The 20,618-nt window shown below is 63.3% G+C and carries 19 protein-coding genes; 14 read left to right on the plus strand and 5 right to left on the minus strand.

Annotated elements, in window-relative coordinates; translation table 11 throughout:
• The first annotated feature begins 12 nt into the window (after positions 1 to 12).
• From NP945_RS16550 to NP945_RS16565, 4 genes are all read left to right on the plus strand, one after another.
• Positions 13 to 2,175, plus strand: a complete 2,163-nt coding sequence (locus NP945_RS16550) for an amylo-alpha-1,6-glucosidase (protein ID WP_127269143.1) — start codon at positions 13 to 15, stop codon at positions 2,173 to 2,175.
• Positions 2,176 to 2,316: 141 nt separating this feature from the next.
• Complete coding sequence (locus tag NP945_RS16555) at positions 2,317 to 4,098, plus strand: trehalose-6-phosphate synthase (protein ID WP_128309097.1); 1,782 nt, start codon at positions 2,317 to 2,319, stop codon at positions 4,096 to 4,098.
• 53 nt (positions 4,099 to 4,151) lie between these two features.
• Positions 4,152 to 4,877, plus strand: coding sequence for a trehalose-phosphatase (gene otsB, locus NP945_RS16560; protein WP_164749458.1), 726 nt, complete (start codon positions 4,152 to 4,154; stop codon positions 4,875 to 4,877).
• Between the two features lie 60 nt (positions 4,878 to 4,937).
• Positions 4,938 to 5,186, plus strand: a complete 249-nt coding sequence (locus NP945_RS16565; RefSeq protein WP_256746950.1) for a hypothetical protein — start codon at positions 4,938 to 4,940, stop codon at positions 5,184 to 5,186.
• Positions 5,187 to 5,216: 30 nt separating this feature from the next.
• On the opposite strand, the gene NP945_RS16570 is transcribed toward NP945_RS16565, so the two are convergent.
• Positions 5,217 to 5,939 (minus strand): SDR family oxidoreductase, encoded by a 723-nt coding sequence (locus tag NP945_RS16570; protein WP_256746951.1) that lies wholly within the window; start codon positions 5,937 to 5,939, stop codon positions 5,217 to 5,219.
• Positions 5,936 to 6,781: an SDR family NAD(P)-dependent oxidoreductase gene (locus NP945_RS16575; RefSeq protein ID WP_256746952.1), complete on the minus strand. Its 846-nt coding sequence runs from the start codon at positions 6,779 to 6,781 to the stop codon at positions 5,936 to 5,938. The genes NP945_RS16570 and NP945_RS16575 overlap by 4 nt, the downstream gene beginning before the upstream one ends.
• A gap of 103 nt (positions 6,782 to 6,884) precedes the next feature.
• On the opposite strand from NP945_RS16575, the gene NP945_RS16580 reads away from it, so the two are divergent.
• Positions 6,885 to 7,772: a helix-turn-helix transcriptional regulator gene (locus NP945_RS16580; protein ID WP_256746953.1), complete on the plus strand. Its 888-nt coding sequence runs from the start codon at positions 6,885 to 6,887 to the stop codon at positions 7,770 to 7,772.
• A gap of 273 nt (positions 7,773 to 8,045) precedes the next feature.
• Here NP945_RS16580 and NP945_RS16585 read toward each other — a convergent pair whose 3' ends face one another.
• Entirely contained in the window at positions 8,046 to 8,675 is a 630-nt protein-coding gene (locus NP945_RS16585) for a TetR family transcriptional regulator C-terminal domain-containing protein (protein WP_256746954.1), read from the minus strand.
• Between the two features lie 227 nt (positions 8,676 to 8,902).
• On the opposite strand from NP945_RS16585, the gene NP945_RS16590 reads away from it, so the two are divergent.
• From NP945_RS16590 to hydA, 4 genes are all read left to right on the plus strand, one after another.
• On the plus strand, positions 8,903 to 10,231 hold the full coding sequence (locus NP945_RS16590; RefSeq protein ID WP_256746955.1) for an aspartate aminotransferase family protein: 1,329 nt from the start codon (positions 8,903 to 8,905) through the stop codon (positions 10,229 to 10,231).
• Positions 10,232 to 10,343: 112 nt separating this feature from the next.
• Positions 10,344 to 10,784 (plus strand): endonuclease domain-containing protein, encoded by a 441-nt coding sequence (locus NP945_RS16595; protein WP_256746956.1) that lies wholly within the window; start codon positions 10,344 to 10,346, stop codon positions 10,782 to 10,784.
• Positions 10,785 to 10,787: 3 nt separating this feature from the next.
• Entirely contained in the window at positions 10,788 to 12,038 is a 1,251-nt protein-coding gene (locus tag NP945_RS16600; protein WP_023813190.1) for a Zn-dependent hydrolase, read from the plus strand.
• A 61-nt stretch (positions 12,039 to 12,099) separates the two neighbouring features.
• Positions 12,100 to 13,551, plus strand: coding sequence for a dihydropyrimidinase (gene hydA, locus NP945_RS16605; RefSeq protein WP_127321629.1), 1,452 nt, complete (start codon positions 12,100 to 12,102; stop codon positions 13,549 to 13,551).
• Between the two features lie 340 nt (positions 13,552 to 13,891).
• Here the strand turns inward: hydA and NP945_RS16610 are convergent, their stop codons facing one another.
• Positions 13,892 to 14,296, minus strand: a complete 405-nt coding sequence (locus NP945_RS16610) for a cupin domain-containing protein (protein WP_127321630.1) — start codon at positions 14,294 to 14,296, stop codon at positions 13,892 to 13,894.
• A 142-nt stretch (positions 14,297 to 14,438) separates the two neighbouring features.
• Between NP945_RS16610 and NP945_RS16615 the strand changes: the two genes are divergently transcribed.
• The 4 genes from NP945_RS16615 to NP945_RS16630 all read left to right on the plus strand — a co-directional run bounded on the left by NP945_RS16615 (position 14,439) and on the right by NP945_RS16630 (position 18,686).
• A complete protein-coding gene (locus NP945_RS16615; RefSeq protein WP_256746957.1) occupies positions 14,439 to 15,230 on the plus strand; it encodes an ABC transporter ATP-binding protein in 792 nt (263 codons plus the stop codon).
• Between the two features lie 414 nt (positions 15,231 to 15,644).
• Positions 15,645 to 16,523, plus strand: coding sequence for an ABC transporter permease (locus NP945_RS16620; protein ID WP_127272550.1), 879 nt, complete (start codon positions 15,645 to 15,647; stop codon positions 16,521 to 16,523).
• Positions 16,520 to 17,674, plus strand: coding sequence for an ABC transporter permease (locus NP945_RS16625; RefSeq protein ID WP_256746958.1), 1,155 nt, complete (start codon positions 16,520 to 16,522; stop codon positions 17,672 to 17,674). The genes NP945_RS16620 and NP945_RS16625 overlap by 4 nt, the downstream gene beginning before the upstream one ends.
• Before the next feature lie 40 nt (positions 17,675 to 17,714).
• Positions 17,715 to 18,686 carry an ABC transporter substrate-binding protein gene (locus tag NP945_RS16630; RefSeq protein WP_013894623.1) on the plus strand — a complete coding sequence of 324 codons (972 nt, stop codon included), beginning with the start codon at positions 17,715 to 17,717 and terminating at the stop codon, positions 18,684 to 18,686.
• A 48-nt stretch (positions 18,687 to 18,734) separates the two neighbouring features.
• Here NP945_RS16630 and NP945_RS16635 read toward each other — a convergent pair whose 3' ends face one another.
• Positions 18,735 to 19,193, minus strand: coding sequence for an Lrp/AsnC family transcriptional regulator (locus NP945_RS16635; RefSeq protein ID WP_127322679.1), 459 nt, complete (start codon positions 19,191 to 19,193; stop codon positions 18,735 to 18,737).
• A 125-nt stretch (positions 19,194 to 19,318) separates the two neighbouring features.
• Between NP945_RS16635 and NP945_RS16640 the strand changes: the two genes are divergently transcribed.
• Entirely contained in the window at positions 19,319 to 20,602 is a 1,284-nt protein-coding gene (locus NP945_RS16640; RefSeq protein ID WP_256746959.1) for a cystathionine gamma-synthase family protein, read from the plus strand.
• The last annotated feature ends 16 nt before the right edge of the window (positions 20,603 to 20,618 follow it).

Genomic DNA, 20,618 nt, shown 5'->3' on the forward strand with positions numbered 1-20,618 from the left:
GATCTTTGACGAATGGCCCAACTCGATGAGCGCCAGCTCGATCCTGCGGTTGCGCTTGCATCGCTCGACGCCACCGCACCTCGCGAGCCGCATCGGCTGTTTGCGCTCAAACAGGGCGATTGCTTCGCGGTTGCCGACGCCTATGGCGACATACGTGGAGCCGGCGACGGTTTCTTTCGCGACGACACACGGGTTCTTTCCGAGTTCCGGCTGACCGTCGGCGGCAGGCAGACATCGCTGCTCGGCGCCTCGCTCAGCCAGGACAATGTGCTGTTCACCACCAATTTGACCAATCTGCCGATACAGAGCGCCGGCGGACGCGACATCCCGCAGGGAGCCATCCACATCGAACGCGTCAGGCTGCTCTGGCAGGACAGGCTGTTCGAACGCATCACGCTTTCCAATTACAGCCGGGAACATTCGACGATCAACGTTTCCCTGCACTATTCCGCCGATTTCCGCGACATGTTCGAAGTGCGTGGCTCGACACGGCTGAAGCGCGGGCTGGCCCATGCCGCCGAAACAGACGCGACGTCGGTCCTGCTGCGCTATGACGGGCTCGATGGCCTGGCCCGCCTCTCTGCGATATCGTTCTCGCAGGCGCCGGACCAACTGACAGCCAACCGTGCCGATTTCCTGATCGCCGTGACCAAGCGCAGCAGGAAGGTGCTCTATGTCGAGGTCGGTCCCGAGGTGGCCGACAAGCCCGACCGCGACCGGTTCCGCGCCGCTGCCGCACGCGCCCGCTTTGGCATGCGGGCCAAACGTCGCCATGGCGCGACGGTGCGCAGCTCGGGCCGTGTCTTCAACGATTGGGTCGAGCGCGCCCGCGCCGATGTCGCGCTGCTGACCACCGAACTGGCGACCGGCCCCTATCCCTATGCCGGCATCCCCTGGTTCTCGACGGCGTTCGGTCGTGACGGCGTCATCTCGGCGCTGCAGATGCTGTGGCTCAATCCCGGGCTGGCGCGGGGCGTGTTGGCCTTTCTGGCCCAGCATCAGGCGACCGAGACATCGCCGTTCAGCGATTCGCAGCCGGGCAAGATCATGCACGAGACCCGCAAAGGCGAAATGGTGGCGCTGCGGGAGCTTCCCTTCGGCCGCTACTACGGTGGCGTCGATACGACACCGCTCTACATCTATCTTGCTTGCGCCTACGCCGATCGTACCGGTGACATGGCATTCATCGACGGCCTGTGGCCTTCGCTGTGCGCGGCGGCCGAATGGACGGAGGAGGCGGGCCGGGAGACCGGATTCGTGACTTACCAGCGAGCGGCCGAGTCCGGCCTCGCAAACCAGGGATGGAAGGACAGTTTCGATTCGGTCTTCCATGCCGATGGCCGCATTCCCAAGGGCCCGATAGCCCTGGTCGAAGTGCAGGGCTATGTCTTTGCCGCCTTCCGCGGGCTGGCCAAGCTTGCCCGCCGCCGTGGCGAGGACGACAAAGCCGATCACTGGGAGGACCGCGCCGAGGCGATGCGGGTGGCGGTGGAACGCGATTTCTGGCTTGACGATCTCGGCTTCTATGCCCTTGCGATCGACGGTGCCGGCGAGCCCTGCAAGGTGCGGACCTCGAATGCCGGGCATCTGCTCTTTGTCGGATTGCCTGAGCCGGCGCGGGCCCAGATGGTCGCCGACCAGCTGCTTTCCGCCTCCTTCCATTCCGGCTGGGGGCTGAGGACGCTTGCCGACGATGCGGTGTTCTTTAACCCGATGTCGTACCACAATGGCTCGATCTGGCCGCACGACACCGCCATATGCGGTGCCGGCCTGGCGCATTATGGCGAGCGTGAAAGCGTGGTTCGCCTGATGAGCGGCACATTCGAATCCGCGGTCCATTTCAACATGCGGCTGCCCGAACTGTTCTGCGGGTTTACACGCGCGCCGGGCGAAGCACCCATCGCCTATCCCGTCGCTTGCCTGCCGCAAGCGTGGTCGGCGGGATCCGCCTTCATGCTGATGCAGGCCTGCCTTGGCCTGGAGATCGACGGCTGGGATGGCGAAATCCGCGTCACCCGCCCGAGACTGCCGATCGGCATCGACACGCTGACACTGCGGCACCTGGGCGTCGGCGACCGGGTCGTCGATCTCACCTTCCAGCGCGTCGGTGACCGGGTCGTCGCTTTCCTTGCCGACCGCCATGAAGGACTGGTGCCGCTCATCGTAAGGACATGATCCGAACAAAATTGCCGGAACCGATCCGAGCTTTGTGCGTTGCAAAAATACAGGTCCGAACGCTGACCACGTGGTCGGCAGACCATTTCAAACGGGAACACGAACAAACGGTCGCCGACGGCCGGGGTGAGTTGACATTCAATGACAAACTACGGTGCGGACCTGCTCTGGGTTCTGATCTTCGCGAGCCTCGGTTTTTCCGCTTTTGCCGTTTTCCTCTCCATATCGCGGCACCGTCGCCGTCATCCACCTGCGGTCGCACATACGGCCGGCGAAGATGTGGCCGCGGAAGCCGCGCGCAAGGTGATACGGGAGTTCGAAAAGAATGGCCAATCGGCCGATGCCGCGCTGGTGACCTGGTCGCCCGAAACATTGCGCAAGATCCTGGCCGACGATCTGCCCGATGCGCAGGTCATCGTGGTGTCCAATCGCGAACCGTACATCCACAATGTGAAGGGCGACGGCGTCGAGTTGCTCGTCCCGGCCAGCGGACTGGTGTCGGCGCTCGAGCCCATTACCCGCGCCTGTGCCGGCACCTGGATCGCCTATGGCGGCGGAACGGCGGACCGCCTCACCGTCGACAACCACGATCGTGTGCAGGTGCCGCCTGGCAACCCGTCCTACACGCTGCGCCGAGTCTGGCTGACGGAGGAAGAGCACCAGGGCTATTATCTCGGTTTCGCCAATGAGGGCCTTTGGCCGCTTTGCCATATCGCCTTCACCCGGCCGATTTTTCGCGCCTCCGACTGGGCTGCCTATGAAGCCGTCAACCGCAAGTTTGCCGATACGGTGGTTGCCGAGGCCCGCAACGAGCGGCCGATCGTGCTGGTCCAGGACTACCATTTCGCGCTGCTGCCGCGCATGATCCGCGAGCGCCTGCCGGAGGCGATCGTCATCACTTTCTGGCATATCCCTTGGCCGAACTCGGAAGTGTACAGCATCTGCCCATGGCGTGAACGCATTCTCGAAGGGCTGCTCGGCAGTTCGATCATCGGCTTCCATACCCAGTTCCACGCCAACAATTTCACCGAAAGCGTCGATCGCTTCCTGGAAAGCCGCATCGAGCGGGCCGATGCGGCCATCTCCTACGGCGGACGGACCACATTGGTGCACGCCTATCCCATCTCGATAGAATGGCCGGCGGACCTGCTGGCGAAACTTCCCGATGTCGACGATTGCCGCGCTCGCATGCGCGAGAGGTTCGGCCTTAAAGCTGATGTGAAGCTGGCCGTCGGGGTCGAGCGCCTCGATTACACCAAAGGCATTCTTGATCGGTTTCACGCTTTGAACGAATTGTTCAAGCGACAGCCTGAATGGATCGGAAAACTGGTCTTCCTGCAGGTGGCGGCACCCAGCCGCGGCACGCTGCCGGCCTACAAGCTGCTCCATGACGAGTGCCACCGTTATGCCGAAGAGCTTAACCGGCGTTATGGCAGCGAGGGTTACAGGCCGGTGATCATGGTGGCCGAACATCACTCGCAGGAACAGGTTTACGAGATCTATCGGGCCGCCGACATATGCATGGTCACCAGCCTGCATGACGGCATGAACCTCGTCGCAAAGGAATTCGTCGCCGCGCGCGACGACGAGCAGGGTGTTTTGATGCTCAGCACATTCGCCGGCGCCTCGCGCGAATTGCTGGAGGCGCTGATCGTCAACCCTTACGATGCCGCCATGATGAGCGGAGCGCTGTTGCAGGCATTGACCATGGCGCCCGAAGAACAGCGCGAGCGCATGCGACCCATGCGCGAGACGATCCGCAACAACAACGTCTATCGCTGGGCCGGCAGCATGCTTCTGGATGCGGCGCGTTTGCGTAAGCGCGGAGACCTCGATCGGGTAACCGGTGCCGCCGGCGACCCGCCGCCCAGCGTCGACAATGTCGTCTCCATCTTTGAGCGCAGACGGATGGCGATGTCATGAGCGATACGCTGCAGAAGATTATTGGCGAGACCCTGCAAAAGCCGCAGGCCGTCATGGAGAAACCGCAGCCTGTTCTGGCCGGCGAGTGGGCATTGTTCCTCGACATCGACGGCACGTTGCTGGAACATGCCGAGCACCCGGACGCAGTCTCGGTCAGCGACGAGCTTCGCTCCTTGCTGCAAGGCCTGGACCGCAAGCTGAACGGGGCGTTGGCGTTCATCACGGGCCGGTCCGTTGCGGCCGTCGACCATCTGTTTCAGCCTTTGAAACTGCGAGCCGCCGGGCTCTATGGCCTGGAACATCGGCTCCTGCCGGACGACGACGTCGAAATCGCGGACGAGCCGGCGGATATCGCAGCCCTTGCCGACGAGATCGAGGCCGAGCTCGGTCGTGGGGCGTATATCGAGCGCAAGGGACGGGTGCTGGCCATCCACACGCGCGCCGCCCCGCATCTGCTTCCGCGCGCGACGCAGCTTGTCGAGCAGGCGCTGGCCGGCCTGCCAAAGGGCTACCGGGTGGTTGCCGGCAACGCCGGCGTGGAATTGCTGCCGCTGGAGGCGGCCAAGGGTGCCGCGATTCGGCGTTTCATGGAGATTGCGCCATTCGCAGGTCGCCGCCCGGTCTTCCTGGGCGACGACACGTCGGACGAAAACGGCTTCGAAACGATCAATGATGCCGGCGGCATATCGATACGGGTCAAACCACCGGCGCAAACCACCGCGCAGTACGGGCTGGCCGGCGTTGCCGAGACGCTGGCCTGGCTGAGAGGTCAACTCTAGGTCCAGCCGACGCAACCGTGATCGCGCCTCCTGGAAAGGACAAGGAAAGGAACGGTTTCGATGGGACGCTTTGCACAATTGGTTCGAGAGATCACCCCGAACTGGCTTCACGCTCGCTCCTCCCGCCATGAGATCGCCGACGTTTCACCGTCCGACGCGGACTACAGCTGGCAAGAGGCGATCGACAACAAGATGTATGGGGCGGATACATCTGACTATTCCCATGTGCCGGAAAAGCCTGTTTCGGCAAAACCGGCAGGCGAGAGGCCCGCGGACGAGAACGACCGCGTTCCAAAGAAGGCCAATTAAGGTCCCGTCGGAGCCCGATAGTCGCTGTTCCTATGCCGCAAATCGCAGTCCGCCATCGCAGGTCAGCACCTGGCCGGTCATGAAGCCGCTGGAGACGAGGAAGGCGATTGCGTCGGCCACGTCTTCGGCCCGACCGACGCGGCCGACCGGGGTCTTGCCGGCATAGTCGGCAAAGATCGTTTGCCTCTGCTCTTCGGCCAGAAAATCCCACCAGGGCGTGTCGATGACGCCCGGCGCCACGACATTGACGCGCAGCGGCTTCAGTTCCAGGGCCAGGATCGGCACCACAGTCAACAGCATGCCGTTGATGGCGGCGATACCGGCGACGCCGGGCGTCGCGAGTTGCGCCGACACCGCCGAGATGAAGGTGACCGATCCGGCCTTGTTCAGCGTCGGCAAGGCGGCCTGCAGGCAGGACAGCTGCGGGCGGACCTTTTCCTCGACGCCGCTGCCGATGTCGCTCAGGTCAAGCGTCGGGAAGGGGCCGAGGCCCTTGCCGCCGCTGGCCGCCAGCACCAGATGGTCGAAAGGACCGAGGCTCTCGAAGAACTGGCGGACCTCATCCGGCTTCGCGGCGTCGAAAGCAGCCTTCCCGGCAGCGCCGCCAAGGCTTTTCCAAGCGCTCTTCAGTTTGTCCTCGTTGCGCCCGGTGATGGTCACCTTCATGCCCGGGCCAAGCAGTTTTCGCGCCGTCGCCAGGCCGATGCCGGACGAGCCGCCGATGATGACGGTGTGTTCGATTGTCTTGGTCATGAATGGTCTTCCTTCGATGTGGGGGAGGCCGGGCCGATGAGATCAAGGCTCAAGGCTCGCAGACGTTGCCTTGCCTTGGCGTCATAGGCCTGGGTATCGGCGCGGGATTCCCGCAGGCCGTCGAAATAGAGGCCGCTTTTCCCGTCGAGCGCGGGTGAGGCGGCGAGGTTGAGGATGGCCTCGGCACCGGTCTCGACCGAGCTCCACGGCGTCACGCCTGCTTGCCGGACCATGGTGGTGTTCATATAACTCGCCGGATGCAGCGCGTTGACGGTGATGCCGGTGCCTTTCAGCTGCTCCGCCAAATCGACGGTGAACAGGATCTGCGCCAGCTTGCTCTGGCAATAGGCACGCACGCCGTCATAGGAGCGGGTCAGCATGACATCGCTGAAATCGATCGCCTGCTGCCCCGCCGAGGCGACATTGACGATGCGCGCCGGCGTGCTCTCCTTCAGCAATGGCAAAAGCTCCGATGTCAGCAGGAAACCGGCGAGATAGTTGACCGCGAAGCGCAGTTCGTAGCCGTCGGCGCTGACCTGACGTTTGGCGCCTTGGCCTGCCGTGCCGATGCCGGCATTGTTGATGAGGATATCGAGCCGATCCGTGCGGGCGCGCACGGCTTCGGCAAGCCGGCGCACTTCGGTCAGAGAAGAGAGGTCGGCGACCAGAAGCTCCGCCCTGCCGCCGGTCGCTTCGATCCCGGTGACAACAGCCTTGCCGCGCGTCGCATCGCGGCCATGCACCAGCACACAGGCGCCCGCGGCGCCGAGCCGTTGCGCGACGACCCGGCCGACGCCATCGGTAGAGCCGGTGATGAGGATCGTCTTGTCTTTGAGTTCCATGTTCAGAGCCTCCGTTCTGTTGCTCTGAACCGAAGATGGGACAGTTGGCGCGGGCCAAACAGTTCAAACTTTATCCTGGTATCAATACTGCTATAATACCCGCATGGAGTCCCAACCCCACGCTGCCCCCACACATTCGGCTGAAGACAGCCGCCGGCGCGAACTCGGCGCCTTCCTGCGCTCGCGCCGCGAAAGGCTGACGCCCTCGGCCACCGGCATCGCCACCGGTCTCAGGCGGCGTACGCCGGGCTTGCGCCGCGAGGAGGTGGCGATGATCGCCGGTGTCGGCACCACCTGGTACACATGGCTGGAGCAGGGGCGGGAGGTCAGGCCCTCGGTCGAGGTGCTGACGGCACTTGCCGAAGCTCTGCGCCTCGACGCCGCCGAAAAACAGCATCTGTTCATCCTCGCCGACCGCCAGCAGCCGGAGCGCCGTGCCGTGGCGCCGGAAAAAGTCGACGGCCCGTTGCTGCACATGCTGCAGAGCCTGGTGCTGCAGCCGGCCTATGTTGTCGGGCGGCGCTGGGACGTGCTGGCCTGGAACCCGGCTGCCGTCGCGGTGTTCGGCGACTATGGCTTGCTGGAGGGTGACGCCCGCAACATCGTCCACATGGTGTTCACGAGCCCGCACCACCGGCGCCTGCTGGTCGACTGGGAGCAACTGGCGCGCACCGTGCTGGCCTCGTTCCGGGCCGCGAGTGCGCGTTATGTCGGCGATCCGGATTTCGAGCGGCTGATCGAGTTGATGACGCGTTCGAGCCCCGAATTTCGCGCCTGGTGGCCGCAGCGCGACGTCGCGCACCGGTTGTCGGGGGTGAAGCATGTCCGGCATCCGAGCGCGGGCGCCATGACCTTCGAGCATATGAGCCTGTCGATCGGCGACGGCTCGGACATGAAGCTGATCGTCTACACGCCGCTCGCCGAGCAGAATTCGATCGCCAAGCTGCAGACATTGCTGGACGCGCTGCCGGTTGAGCGGCGCAGCGCGTAACCCTCCACTTCGTCATCCCAGGGCGGAGCAGCCGCGAAGCGGCGTCGAGGAGACCCTGGGATCCATTCCGTGACATTGGTCGAAGGGTACAGCGGAGCAGAATTTGTACCGTTGCGGCGCGTTGAAGTCGCGGCATGGATTCTAGGGTCTGCGCCGCGTCGCTTCGCTCCTTGCTTCGCCCTAGAATGACGAAATCAATGTGCGCTTCGGCCAATCCCCACCGTCTGGGATAGCCCGACGACTGCCAAGTTGACCCAAGACGTGATCTCGCTGCTACCCCTTCGGCTTAAGCCCATCAAGAAATAGTTGTTCCAGGAAGCGGGCCGCATCCTCGAAGCGGCCGTCGCCGCCGCGGTTCGGCCCGAGCACGGCCCGGACCTGGACGTCGAAATCGGCGTAGTGCTGCGTCGTCGCCCAGATCGAGAAGATCAGGTGCCACGGATCGGTCTTGGCGATCTTGCCGGCGCGCATCCAGCCCTTGATGACGGTCGCCTTCTCGTCGACCAGCGTCTTCAACTCTCCGGCCAGCAGCGGCATGATGCGCGGCGCGCCTTGCAGGATCTCGTTGGCGAACAGCCGGCTCTCGCGCGGAAAGTCGCGCGCCATTTCCAGCTTGCGCCTGATGTAGCTGCGCAATTCGGTCAAGGGGTCGCCGATGTCATCGAGTTCACGCAGCGGCGCCAGCCAGGTGTCGAGCAGGCGCTGCATCAGCGTCTCGTGGATGTCTTCCTTGCGGCGGAAATAATAGAGCAGGTTCGGCTTCGACATGCCGGCGGCTTCGGCGATCTGGTCAATGGTCGAGCCACGAAAACCGTTGGTCGAGAAAACCTCGAGCGCCGCCTCCAGGATGAGTTCGCGCTTTTCCTGCTGGATGCGGGTGCGACGAGGGGCGGCCGTGGTCACCGTTGCCAGCCCTCGCGTTGAGGGTCATCTGGACCAATTCTCTGGACCAGTTTTTCCCTAGCCTGTGGAACGCACTTCAGGTGCCGCATTTCCGCTAGTAATCCCTTGACCGCCGACAGGGCGGTGCTAACGTTTGTCCAATCGGTCAAAAATTTGCGTAGCATGAAAACGCGGCAAAGACCAAGCGTTGGGCGCAGCGAAACAGATTACAAGGGGAAGTCCTGGTCATGTCCAACCGGCTGAAAGTCACGCCGAACGATCTCAGCGCATTCTGGATGCCGTTCACGGCAAACCGGCAGTTCAAGCAGGCGCCGCGCATGATGGTGTCCGCCAAGGACATGCATTACACGACCAGCGACGGCCGCAAGGTTCTCGACGGCACCGCCGGCCTGTGGTGCGTCAATGCCGGCCACTGCCGTCCGAAGATCACCGAGGCGATCCAGCAGCAGGCCGCCGAGCTCGACTATGCGCCCGCCTTCCAGATGGGCCACCCGATCGTGTTCGAACTGGCCAACCGCCTGATCGACCTCGCGCCCAAGGGCATGGACCATGTCTTCTTCACCAATTCCGGCTCGGAATCGGTCGAGACCGCGCTCAAGATGGCCATCGCCTATCATCGTGTGAAGGGCGAGGGCTCGCGCACCCGGCTGATCGGTCGCGAGCGCGGCTATCACGGCGTCAATTTCGGCGGCATCTCGGTCGGCGGCATCGTCACCAACCGCAAGATGTTCGGCACGCTGCTCGGCGGCGTCGACCATATGCCGCACACGCATCTGCCGGAAAAGAACGCCTTCACCAAGGGCGTACCGGAGTATGGCGCGGAACTCGCCAACGAGCTGGAGCGCATCGTCGCCCTGCATGACGCTTCGACCATCGCCGCCGTCATCGTCGAGCCGGTCGCCGGCTCCACCGGCGTCATCCTGCCGCCGAAGGGCTATCTCGAGAAGCTGCGCGAAATCTGCACCAAGCATGGCATCCTGTTGATCTTCGACGAGGTCATCACCGGTTTCGGCCGTCTCGGCACGCCGTTCGCCGCCGACTATTTCGGTGTGACGCCAGACATCATGACCACCGCCAAGGGCGTCTCCAACGGTGTCGTCCCGATGGGCGCGGTGTTTGTGAAGAAGGAGATCCACGACGCCTTCATGACCGGCCCCGAGCACATGATCGAGTTCTTCCACGGCTACACCTATTCGGGCAACCCTATCGCCTGCGCGGCCGCACTCGGCACGCTTGACACCTACAAGGAAGAGGGCCTGCTAACCCGCGGCGAGGAGCTGGCGCCGTACTGGGAAGACGCGCTGCATTCGCTGAAAGGCGAGCCGAACGTCATCGATATCAGGAACATCGGCCTGATCGGCGCGATCGAGCTGGCGCCGATCGCCGGCCAGCCGACCAAGCGGGCCTTCTCGGCCTTCGTCAAGGCGTTCGAGCGCGGCGCGCTGATCCGCACCACCGGCGACATCATCGCGCTGTCGCCGCCGCTGATCATCACCAAGGGCCAGATCAACGAATTGATCGACCATGTCAGAGAAGTCTTGCGAGCCATAGATTGACGAACTGGACGCGGATATCCCTCCCCCTCGAGGGGAGGGTGGCCGCGAAGCGGTCGGGTGGGGTCGGTGCGACTGGGTGCCGACCTGATCTTTTGCTGCGTGGCCGCGTCTGATGCCCCGTACCCGCGTGAGCTTCGAAATGCGCCAGAAGGCGCGCGCGCTTCGAGTTCACGCGACCAAGGGCGAATCCCTCCTGTGGTATGAACTGCGGGAGTTGAAATCGGGAGGCATCAAGTTTCGCCGTCAGTGCCCGATTGGGCCTTATATCGTTGACTTCGTTTGCTTGGCGGTGAAGCTGATCGTTGAGGTCGACGGTGATCTGCACGAACACGAGAAGGGTAAACGGCACGATGCTGTTCGTGATGCCTATCTGCGCTCTCTCGGGTTTCACGTCTTCCGTGTTGACGAGCCCGATGTCATAAACAGCGCGTGGCATGTCGCGCAGATGGTCAAGGGGAAGGTTGAGCATATGTCAGCCGACCCCACCCGACCGCTTCGCGGCCACCCTCCCCTCGAGGGGGAGGGGGACGCCCCGCAATCGATGAGGTTTTAGAGCATGGCCGCACCCGGCGAGAATCTGCGAATCAATTCAGACCGTTTGTGGGATTCCATCATGGAGATGGCGAAGATTGGCCCCGGCATCGCCGGCGGCAACAATCGCCAGACCGTGACCGACGAAGACGGCGAAGGGCGGCATCTGTTCAAGCGCTGGTGCGATGCGGCCGGGCTCGAAATGGGCGTCGATGAAATGGGCACGATGTTTGCCCGCCGCGAAGGCACCGATCCCAGCCTGCCGCCGGTCTATGTCGGCAGCCATCTCGATACGCAGCCGACCGGCGGCAAGTACGACGGCGTGCTCGGCGTGCTGGGCGGGCTTGAAGTGGTGCGCTCGCTCAACGATCTCGGCATCAAGACCAAACATCCGATCGTCGTCACCAACTGGACGAACGAGGAGGGCTCGCGCTTTGCGCCGGCGATGATGGCGTCCGGCGTGTTCGCCGGCGTGCTCGACCAGGCCGATGTGTACGGGCATGTCGACAAGCAGGGCAAGAAATTCGGTGAGGAGCTCGAGCGCATCGGCTGGAAAGGCAGCGAGAAGGTCGGCGATCGCAAGATCCACGCCTTCTTCGAACTGCATATCGAACAGGGTCCGATCCTCGAGGACGAAGATATCGACATCGGTGTCGTCACCCATGGCCAGGGCCTTAAATGGCTGCAGGTGACGCTGACAGGCAAGGAAGCCCACACCGGCTCGACGCCGATGCCCAAGCGCCGTAATGCCGGGCTCGGCATGGCGCGGGTGATCGAACTGGTGCACGAGATCGCCATGGACTACCAGCCCGATGCCGTCGGCGCGGTCGGCCACATGGAGGTCTATCCCAATTCGCGCAACATCATCGCCGGGCGCACCGTCTTCACCGTCGATATCCGCTCGCCGGAAAAAGAAGTGCTGGACGCGATGGATGGCCGCATCCGCGAAGGCATCGACACGATCTGCGATGCACTCGACATCCGCTACGAGATCGAACAGGTCGGTGCTTTCGACCCGGTGACCTTCGACGCCGGTTGCGTCAAGGCGATCCGCGATGCCGCCGAACGCCTCGGCTATTCCCACCGCAACATCGTCTCCGGCGCCGGCCACGACGCCTGCTGGATCAACCGCGTCGCGCCCACCGCCATGGTGATGTGCCCCTGCGTCGACGGCTTGAGCCACAACGAGGCCGAGGAGATCACCAAGGAATGGGCTTCGGCAGGTGCCGACGTTTTGTTCCACGCGGTGGTGGAGACGGCTGTCATCGTGGAGTGAGCTTAGATCTACCTTCCAAACGACGCTCGTAAGAAGCGCGGCAAGAACAAGGGAACAGCTAATGACCAAAGTTATCCGAAACGGCACCATCGTCACCGCCGACCGCACCTGGAAGGCCGATGTGCTGATGCAGCACGGCAAGATCGTCGCCATCGGCTCGGGCCTGCATGGCGACCATGAGTTCGACGCCACCGGCTGCTACATCATGCCGGGCGGCATCGACCCGCACACCCATCTCGAAATGCCGTTCATGGGCACCTATTCGGCCGATGATTTCGAATCCGGCACGCGCGCGGCGCTCTCCGGCGGCACGACGATGGTGGTCGATTTCTGCCTGCCGGCGCCACAGCAGTCGCTGCTCGAAGCCTTGCAGATGTGGGACAACAAGACCTCGAAAGCGTCCTGCGACTACTCCTTCCACATGGCGATCACCTGGTGGGGCAAGCAGGTGTTCGACGAGATGGCCACTGTCGTCGACAAGGGCATCACCTCGTTCAAGCACTTCATGGCCTACAAGGGCGCGCTGATGGTCGATGACGACGAGATGTATGCGTCGTTCCAGCGCTGCGCCGATCTCGGCGCGCTGCCGCTGGTGCATGCCGAGAATGGCGATGTCGTTGCCGCCCTGTCGCAGAAGCTGCTGGCTGCCGGCAACAACGGCCCCGAGGGCCACGCCTATTCACGGCCACCCGAAGTGGAAGGCGAGGCGACCAACCGCGCCATCATGATCGCCGACATGGCCGGCGTGCCGCTCTATGTCGTGCATGTCTCCTGCGAGCAGAGCCACGAGGCGATCCGCCGCGCGAGGCAGAAGGGCATGCGGGTATTCGGAGAACCGCTGATCCAGCACCTGACGCTGGACGAGAGCGAGTATTTCGACAAGGACTGGGATCATGCGGCGCGCCGCGTGATGAGCCCGCCCTTCCGCAACAAACTGCACCAGGACTCGCTGTGGGCCGGCCTGCAGGCGGGCTCGCTGCAGGTGGTGGCGACCGATCATTGCGCTTTCACCACCAAGCAGAAGCGCAACGGCGTCGGCGATTTCACCAAGATCCCGAACGGCACCGGCGGGCTTGAAGACCGCATGCCGGTGCTGTGGACGACGGGCGTCAACACCGGCCGGCTGACGATGAACGAGTTCGTCGCGGTGACCTCGACCAACATCGCCAAGATCCTCAACATGTATCCGAAGAAGGGCGCCATCGTAGAGGGCGCCGACGCCGACATCGTCGTCTGGGATCCCAAGCGCAAGAAGAAGATCACCTCGAAGAAGCAGCAGTCTGTCATCGACTACAACGTGTTCGAAGGGTTCGAGGTGACCGGTCTGCCGCGGTTCGTGTTCTCGCGTGGCGAACTGTCGATCCAGGAGGCCGAAATCAAGGCCAAGCCCGGTCATGGCGAGTTCGTCGGCCGCGAGCCGAATGCGGCGGTCAACCGGGCGCTGTCGACGTGGAAGGAAATCTCCGCGCCGCGCAAGGTGGAACGCACCGGCATCCCGGCGACCGGGGTTTGAGCTTGCGCGGCTCGAAGAACGCCAAGAAACGGATGATTGCCGACAAACACGGCGCCGCCTTTGGGGATGTGTCGCAGTGCCGATAATTGCCGAACTCGGCGCCGCCCCTCATCCGCCTGCCGGCACCTTCTCCCCGTATAGTGACGGGGAGAAGGGAGATGAACGCAACCTCGCCCCCCTTTTTTGTAACGTCGGAGATTGGCGAAATCCTCCGCGAAATCCTCCGCGAAATCGTCCCTCTCCCCGTCACTATACGGGGAGAAGTGCCCGGCAGGGCGATGAGGGGCAGCGCAAACCTCGGGCAATTGACCGGTGGGATCCTAGCCCGTCGATGCTGGCCTCACGCGACCAGTGCATCCAGTTCCGGCAGCAGGACGACGCTTTCCTGTTCGTTGGGATCGGTGCGCGCAATGACGGCCGAAGACGGGGCGCTGCTCAGATTGGCCGGCAGATGCGGCACGCCGGCCGGAATGTAAAAGAGGTCGCCGGCCTTGACGACGATATGATGCTCGAGCCGGTCGCCGTACCAGGTGTGAACTTCGCCGGAGAGCACATAGATCGCCGTCTCGTGGCTCTCATGCATATGCGCCTTGGCGCGCGCGCCGGGCGGCATGGTGAGCACGTGCATGCAGATGCCGGAAGCGCCGACGGTCTCGGCGGCGATGCCGGCGAAATAGGTCAATCCCTGCTTGCCTTCATAAGTGCTTTCAGGGCGGATAAGATGACAAGTGGGTTTGGGCGACATCGGGGAAACTCCGGGCGTCGATCGAGTGGGACAAGGTCAGTGGGACAGGGCCAAATGGGACAGGGTAAGTGGAAAACAACATCGCGATAAAAGCAATCGGATTCCAGCCGCCGCAGGGACGAAAACAGGCAGGCGGCGGCCGATGACGGGGACTTCGCCAGCCGTCGTCGCGGCAAGCAAACTCGGGCTGACCTTCCAGACCAATGACGGGCCGGTGCAGGCGCTGTCCAACGTCGATCTCACCATCGGCAAGGGCGAGTTCGTCTCCTTCATCGGGCCTTCGGGCTGCGGCAAGACCACGCTGCTGCGCGTCATCGCCGATCTGGAGAAGCCGACCTCGGGGACGATTTCCGTCAATGGCATGACAGCAGAGCAGGCGCGCGAGAAACGCGCCTATGGCTATGTCTTTCAGGCCGCCGCCCTGTTTCCGTGGCGCACCATCGAGCGCAATGTCGGGTTGCCGCTCGAGATCATGGGCCTGTCCAGGGCGGAGCAGGGCGAGCGGATCAAGCGCACGCTCGATCTCGTCAACCTCTCAGGCTTCGAGAAGAAGTATCCCTGGCAGCTCTCGGGCGGCATGCAGCAGCGTGCCTCGATCGCGCGTGCGCTGGCCTTCGACGCCGACCTGCTGCTGATGGACGAGCCGTTCGGTGCGCTGGACGAGATCGTGCGCGACCATCTCAACGAGCAATTGCTGGAATTGTGGGGACGCACCAACAAGACGATCTGCTTCGTCACCCACTCCATTCCGGAAGCCGTCTATCTGTCGACGCGTATCGTCGTCATGTCACCGCGGCCGGGCCGCGTCAGCGACATCATCGAATCGACACTGCCGAGAGAGCGGCCGCTCGACATCCGCGAGACGCCGGAGTTTCTGACGATCGCGGCGCGCGTGCGCGACGGGCTGCGGGCAGGACACAGCTATGATGATTGAGGGGCAGGATGAGCTTCCTCCTCTCCCCAACGGGGAGAGGGTGGCCGGAGCGAAGCGGAGGTCGGGTGGGGGGGCGGCCCACCGCGCCTTCGTCATCCTAGGGCACCGCGAGGCGGCGTGCGTAAAGGGAGCGGTCAACCACCCCTTCGTCATCCTAGGGCAGAGCAGGCGCGCAGCGGCCTGCGCAGACCCTAGGATCCATGCCGTGACGCCGGCCGAAAGGCGAAAACGGTTGAGAAAACAGGCCAAGCAGGGCGAGGCACAGGGAGCCTTGTTCCGCACCGTTGTGGAGCACAGAGGTAACGGCATGGATCCTAGGGTCTGCGCCGCGTCGCTTCGCTCCTTGCTTCGCCCTAGGATGACGAAGAATGGGTATGGCCGCTCTTTGCCGTTGGGCAAAGGGGAGCGCACCTAATGGACACCTTCCGCGACAAACTCATCCCCGTGACCTCGATCCTCGCAGGCGTGGTCGTGCTCTGGTATGTTTTCGCCGTCATCCTCAACGCGCCGTTCCAGCGCGATCTCGACCGTCGCGCCGGTGAGACCTCCACGTTCAGCGAACTCATCGGCAAGACGCTGTCGCAGCCGAAGCCGACATTGCCGGCGCCGCATCAGGTGGCGGTGAATTTCTTCGAGAACACCTTCCTGCGGCCTATCACCTCGAACCGCAGCCTGGTCTACAATGCCTGGGTGACGCTGTCGTCGACGCTGCTCGGCTTTGCCTTCGGCACCGCGCTCGGCATCATCATCGCTGTCGGCATTGTCCATGTGGCGACGCTCGACCGCAGCCTGATGCCGTGGATCATCGCCTCGCAGACCATTCCCATCCTGGCGGTGGCGCCGATGATCATCGTCGTGCTGGGGGCGATCGGCATCAGCGGTCTGATCCCGAAGGCGATGATCTCGACCTATCTGTCATTCTTCCCGGTGACCGTCGGCATGGTGAAGGGGCTGCGCTCACCCGAGATCATGCATCTCGACCTGATGCACACCTACAATGCCAGTCGTGCGCAAACCTTCTGGAGATTGCGTGTGCCGGCCTCGGTGCCGTTCCTGTTCACCTCGATGAAGGTGGCGGTGGCGGCAAGCCTGGTCGGCGCCATCGTCGGCGAATTGCCGACCGGTGCGGTCGCCGGCATCGGCGCCAAGCTTTTGGCGGGCGCCTATTACAGCCAGTCCATCGACATCTGGTCTGCGCTGGTTGCTGGGTCTGTGGTGGCAGCACTTCTCGTCATGGTTGTCGGCATTGCCGGGCGCCTCGTCGACCGCGCCATGGGCGGGAGGCCGGCATGAACTGGCTGAAACCCTCCTGGCAGGCGGTGTCGGCGATCGTGCTGTGCCTGATCGCGGTCGCGCTCGGCCCGATCGCCGCGCCGAAAGTGGATGCACTGGCGCAGCCCGCAGGGACGTTGATGTATCCCTATGTGGCGACGAACTGGCTGATCTTCGGCGTGCTGCTTCTCGCTGCTTTGATCTCGATGGCCAGAATACCGTCCGTCGTCGAAGCGGTTGTGCTTTTCATCGGCGCGCATCTGGCCGCCTGGCTGCTGATTGGCGGCATCACCGGCTTCGAGGGCCTGGCACGGGCGCCCTATTTCCTGCTGCTCACGGGTGCCTGGCTGCTTGGCTGGCGCTGCGTGGCGGTGCTGTCGTCGCTGCGTCCTTTCGCCAAATGGGCTCGCACCGCGCTGCACCTGATCATCCCCGCCATCTTCGGCGCCTGGATCCTGATCATCTGGGAGGCGGTGACGCGCGGGGCCGGCATTCCCTTCATCCTTCTGCCGCCGCCAAGCGCCATCGGCGCACGCATCGCCGGTTCGCTGCCGGTGCTCGGCGCGGATGTCCGGCAGACCATCTTCAAGGCGGTGATCTTCGGCTATGTGGTGGGCAGCGGCGCCGGCTTCATCACCGCAATCCTCGCCGACCGTGTGCCGTTCCTGCGGCGCGGCCTCTTGCCTATCGGCAACATGGTCTCGGCGCTGCCGATCATTGGCGTCGCCCCGATCATGGTGATGTGGTTCGGCTTCGACTGGCAGTCCAAGGCGGCTGTTGTCATCATCATGACTTTCTTCCCGATGCTGGTGAACACGGTCGCCGGTCTGGCCGCCTCCGGCCATATGGAGCGCGACCTGATGCGCACCTATGCGTCGGGCTACTGGCCGACGCTGCTGAAGCTTAGGCTGCCGGCCGCTGCTCCCTTCATCTTCAACGCGCTGAAGATCAACTCGACGCTGGCGCTGATCGGCGCCATCGTCGCCGAGTTCTTCGGCACGCCCGTCGTCGGCATGGGCTTCCGCATCTCGACCGAGGTCGGGCGGATGAACATCGACATGGTCTGGGCCGAAATCGCAGTTGCAGCACTTGCGGGTTCGGTCTTTTATGGCGTGGTCGCTCTTGTCGAAAGAGCCGTCACGTTTTGGCATCCCTCTGTCCGTGGTGGATAGGGGCGGTGGGTTTAGGGCACTAACTTCAGAGGGTAAAAAAATGAAAAGACTGATTATTCCCGTTCTGGCCGGCGCGATGTCGCTCGCCGCGTTCCAGGCAATGGCCGCCGACAAGGTGACGTTGCAGCTGAAATGGGTCACGCAGGCTCAGTTTGCCGGCTACTATGTCGCCAAGGCCAAGGGTTTCTATGAGGCCGAAGGTCTCGACGTCGACATCAAGCCGGGCGGTCCCGATATCGCGCCCGAGCAGGTGATCGCCGGCGGCGGCGCCGATGTCATCGTCGACTGGATGGGCGGTGCGCTGGCCGCCCGCGAAAAGGGCGTGCCGCTGGTCAACATCGCCCAGCCGTTCAAGAAGGCAGGCATGGAGCTGGTCTGCCCGAAGGACGGCCCGATCAAGACCGAAGCCGACTTCAAGGGTCACACACTGGGCGTCTGGTTCTTCGGCAACGAGTATCCGTTCTACGCCTGGATGAACAAGCTCGGCCTCAAGACAGACGGCGGCCCGGACGGCGTCACCGTCTTGAAGCAGAGCTTCGACGTGCAGCCCCTGATCCAGAAGCAGGCGGATTGTATCTCGGTCATGACCTACAACGAGTACTGGCAGTTGATCGACGCCGGCTACAAGCCCGAACAGCTAACCGTGTTCAACTACTCGGCCATGGGCAACGACCTGCTCGAGGACGGGCTCTATGCGTCCGAAGACAAGCTCAAGGACCCGGCCTTCGAAGACAAGATGGTGCGTTTCGTGCGCGCCTCGATGAAGGGCTGGAAATACGCCATCGACAACAATGACGAAGCCGCAGGCATCGTCATGGATGGCGGCGGCCAGGACGAGAACCACCAGAAGCGCATGATGAGCGAAGTCGCCAAGCTGATCGACAACGCCGACGGCAAGCTCGATCCGGCGACCTACGAGCGCACCGCCAAGGCGCTGCTCGACCAGAAGATCATCACCAAGGAGCCGACCGGCGCCTACACCACCGCCATCACGGACAAGGCGGTCAAGTAAGCCTAGCCGGTAACAATCGATCTCGAAACGGCGCCTCCGGCAGAAATGCTAGAGGCGCCGTTCCTTTATGGTGTTCATGACGAAGCTGGTCTCGATCGAGGCGACGCATTTCAGCCGCGCGATCTTTTCCTTGATGAAGCGCTCGTACTGCTCAAGGCTTCCCGTCACCACTTTCAGCACATAGTCGCGCGAGCCGGTGACGAGGTGACATTCCAGCACCTCTTCCCAGCCGCGAATCGCGTCCTCGAACATGACGATCTCGTCTTCGTTCTGGCGGCTGAGCCGGATGGTGGCGATGGCGACCATGTTCCAGCCGAAGGCTGAGGGATCGACCAGCGTGGTGTAGCCTCTGATGACGCCGGTCTCCTCCAACCGCCGCACCCGCCTCAGGCAGGGCGACGGCGACAGGCCGATCCGCTCGGCAAGCTCATTGTTGGTGATGCGGGCGTCGGCCTGCAGTTCGCGCAGGATTTTCAGGTCGAAATCATCGGCTATCTTCTGCTGCACTTTCCGTCTCTCCGGGCAATTTGTTGCGGGAATGCAGCCATGCGAGCCCAAAAATAGCAAGGACCGGCGGAACGGGATCGCATAAATTGCCGTTCACTATGTCACTCGAACAGGCAGGAAAGCTCATGACCGCGCCACGCCCGTCGAAAACCCATATCGGCAACCACAAGCTCCACCCGGAGACGCTGATGCTGAGCTATGGCTTCGATCCGCAGCTTTCGGAGGGTGCGGTCAAGCCGCCGGTGTTCCTGACCTCGACCTTCGTGTTCAAGTCGGCGGAAGAAGGACGCGACTTCTTCGACTACACCTCCGGCCGCAAGGAGCCGCCAAGCGGCACGGCGTCGGGCCTGGTCTATTCGCGCTTCAACCATCCCAACAGCGAGATCGTCGAGGACCGGCTGGCGATCTATGAGGGGGCGGATGCCTGCATCCTGTTTTCATCCGGCATGTCGGCGATCGCCACCACGCTGCTCGCCTATATCAGGCCGGGCGACGTCATCCTGCATTCGCAGCCGCTTTACGGCGGCACCGAGACGCTTCTGACGCGCTCGCTCTCCGGCTTCGGTATCGGCGCGGTCGGTTTCGCGGATGGCGTCGACGAGACGGCGGTGCGCTCCGCCGCCGACGCGGCAACGCGCAAGGGCCGCGTGTCGGTCATCCTGATCGAAACGCCGTCAAACCCGACCAACAGCCTGGTCGATATCGCGCTGATGCGGAAGATCGCCGACGAGATCGGCGCTAGCCAAGGGTCGACGCCGATCGTCGTGTGCGACAACACGCTGCTCGGCCCGGTTTTCCAGCGGCCCATCGAACATGGCGCCGACGTGTCCGTCTATTCGCTGACCAAATATGTCGGCGGCCATTCCGATCTCATCGCGGGCGCCGCCATGGGCAGCAAGGCGGTCACCAAGCCGATCAAGGCGCTGCGCGGCGCGATCGGCACGCAGCTCGACCCGCATTCCTGCTGGATGCTTGGCCGCTCGCTGGAGACGCTGTCGATCCGCATGGAGCGGGCCAACGACAATGCGCGCCTGGTCGCCGAATTCCTGCGCGACCATGCCAAGGTCGAGAAGGTGCATTACCTTCCGTTCCTGGGCGAGGAAACGCCGGCTGGCCGCACCTACAGGGCGCAATGCACTGGTGCCGGCTCGACCTTCTCCTTCGATATCAAGGGCGGCGAGAAGGCGGCTTTCGCCTTTCTCAACAACCTGCAGATCTTCAAGCTGGCGGTGAGCCTGGGCGGAACGGAATCCTTGGCCAGCCACCCCGCGGCCATGACCCATTCGGGCATACCCTTCGAGGTGCGCGAACGCATCGGCGTGCTGGAGACCACGGTCAGGCTGTCGATCGGCGTGGAGCACCCGGATGATCTGATCGCCGACCTGACCCAGGCGCTGGCAGCCGTCTGACGCCGCCGGTATCGCG

The organism is Mesorhizobium sp. LMG17149 (genome assembly GCF_024518695.1).
GTDB lineage: Bacteria > Pseudomonadota > Alphaproteobacteria > Rhizobiales > Rhizobiaceae > Mesorhizobium.

Excerpts from the sequence above, each read along its gene's own strand:
- NP945_RS16550 (WP_127269143.1), top strand. The coding sequence starts at position 13 with ATGGCCCAACTCGATGAGCGCCAGCTCGATCCTGCGGTTGCGCTTGCA.
- NP945_RS16555 (WP_128309097.1), top strand. The coding sequence starts at position 2,317 with ATGACAAACTACGGTGCGGACCTGCTCTGGGTTCTGATCTTCGCGAGC.
- otsB (WP_164749458.1), top strand. The coding sequence starts at position 4,152 with ATGGAGAAACCGCAGCCTGTTCTGGCCGGCGAGTGGGCATTGTTCCTC.
- NP945_RS16565 (WP_256746950.1), top strand. The coding sequence starts at position 4,938 with ATGGGACGCTTTGCACAATTGGTTCGAGAGATCACCCCGAACTGGCTT.
- NP945_RS16570 (WP_256746951.1), bottom strand. The coding sequence starts at position 5,939 with ATGACCAAGACAATCGAACACACCGTCATCATCGGCGGCTCGTCCGGC.
- NP945_RS16575 (WP_256746952.1), bottom strand. The coding sequence starts at position 6,781 with ATGGAACTCAAAGACAAGACGATCCTCATCACCGGCTCTACCGATGGC.
- NP945_RS16580 (WP_256746953.1), top strand. The coding sequence starts at position 6,885 with ATGGAGTCCCAACCCCACGCTGCCCCCACACATTCGGCTGAAGACAGC.
- NP945_RS16590 (WP_256746955.1), top strand. The coding sequence starts at position 8,903 with ATGTCCAACCGGCTGAAAGTCACGCCGAACGATCTCAGCGCATTCTGG.
- NP945_RS16595 (WP_256746956.1), top strand. The coding sequence starts at position 10,344 with ATGCCCCGTACCCGCGTGAGCTTCGAAATGCGCCAGAAGGCGCGCGCG.
- NP945_RS16600 (WP_023813190.1), top strand. The coding sequence starts at position 10,788 with ATGGCCGCACCCGGCGAGAATCTGCGAATCAATTCAGACCGTTTGTGG.
- hydA (WP_127321629.1), top strand. The coding sequence starts at position 12,100 with ATGACCAAAGTTATCCGAAACGGCACCATCGTCACCGCCGACCGCACC.
- NP945_RS16610 (WP_127321630.1), bottom strand. The coding sequence starts at position 14,296 with ATGTCGCCCAAACCCACTTGTCATCTTATCCGCCCTGAAAGCACTTAT.
- NP945_RS16615 (WP_256746957.1), top strand. The coding sequence starts at position 14,439 with ATGACGGGGACTTCGCCAGCCGTCGTCGCGGCAAGCAAACTCGGGCTG.
- NP945_RS16620 (WP_127272550.1), top strand. The coding sequence starts at position 15,645 with ATGGACACCTTCCGCGACAAACTCATCCCCGTGACCTCGATCCTCGCA.
- NP945_RS16625 (WP_256746958.1), top strand. The coding sequence starts at position 16,520 with ATGAACTGGCTGAAACCCTCCTGGCAGGCGGTGTCGGCGATCGTGCTG.
- NP945_RS16630 (WP_013894623.1), top strand. The coding sequence starts at position 17,715 with ATGAAAAGACTGATTATTCCCGTTCTGGCCGGCGCGATGTCGCTCGCC.
- NP945_RS16640 (WP_256746959.1), top strand. The coding sequence starts at position 19,319 with ATGACCGCGCCACGCCCGTCGAAAACCCATATCGGCAACCACAAGCTC.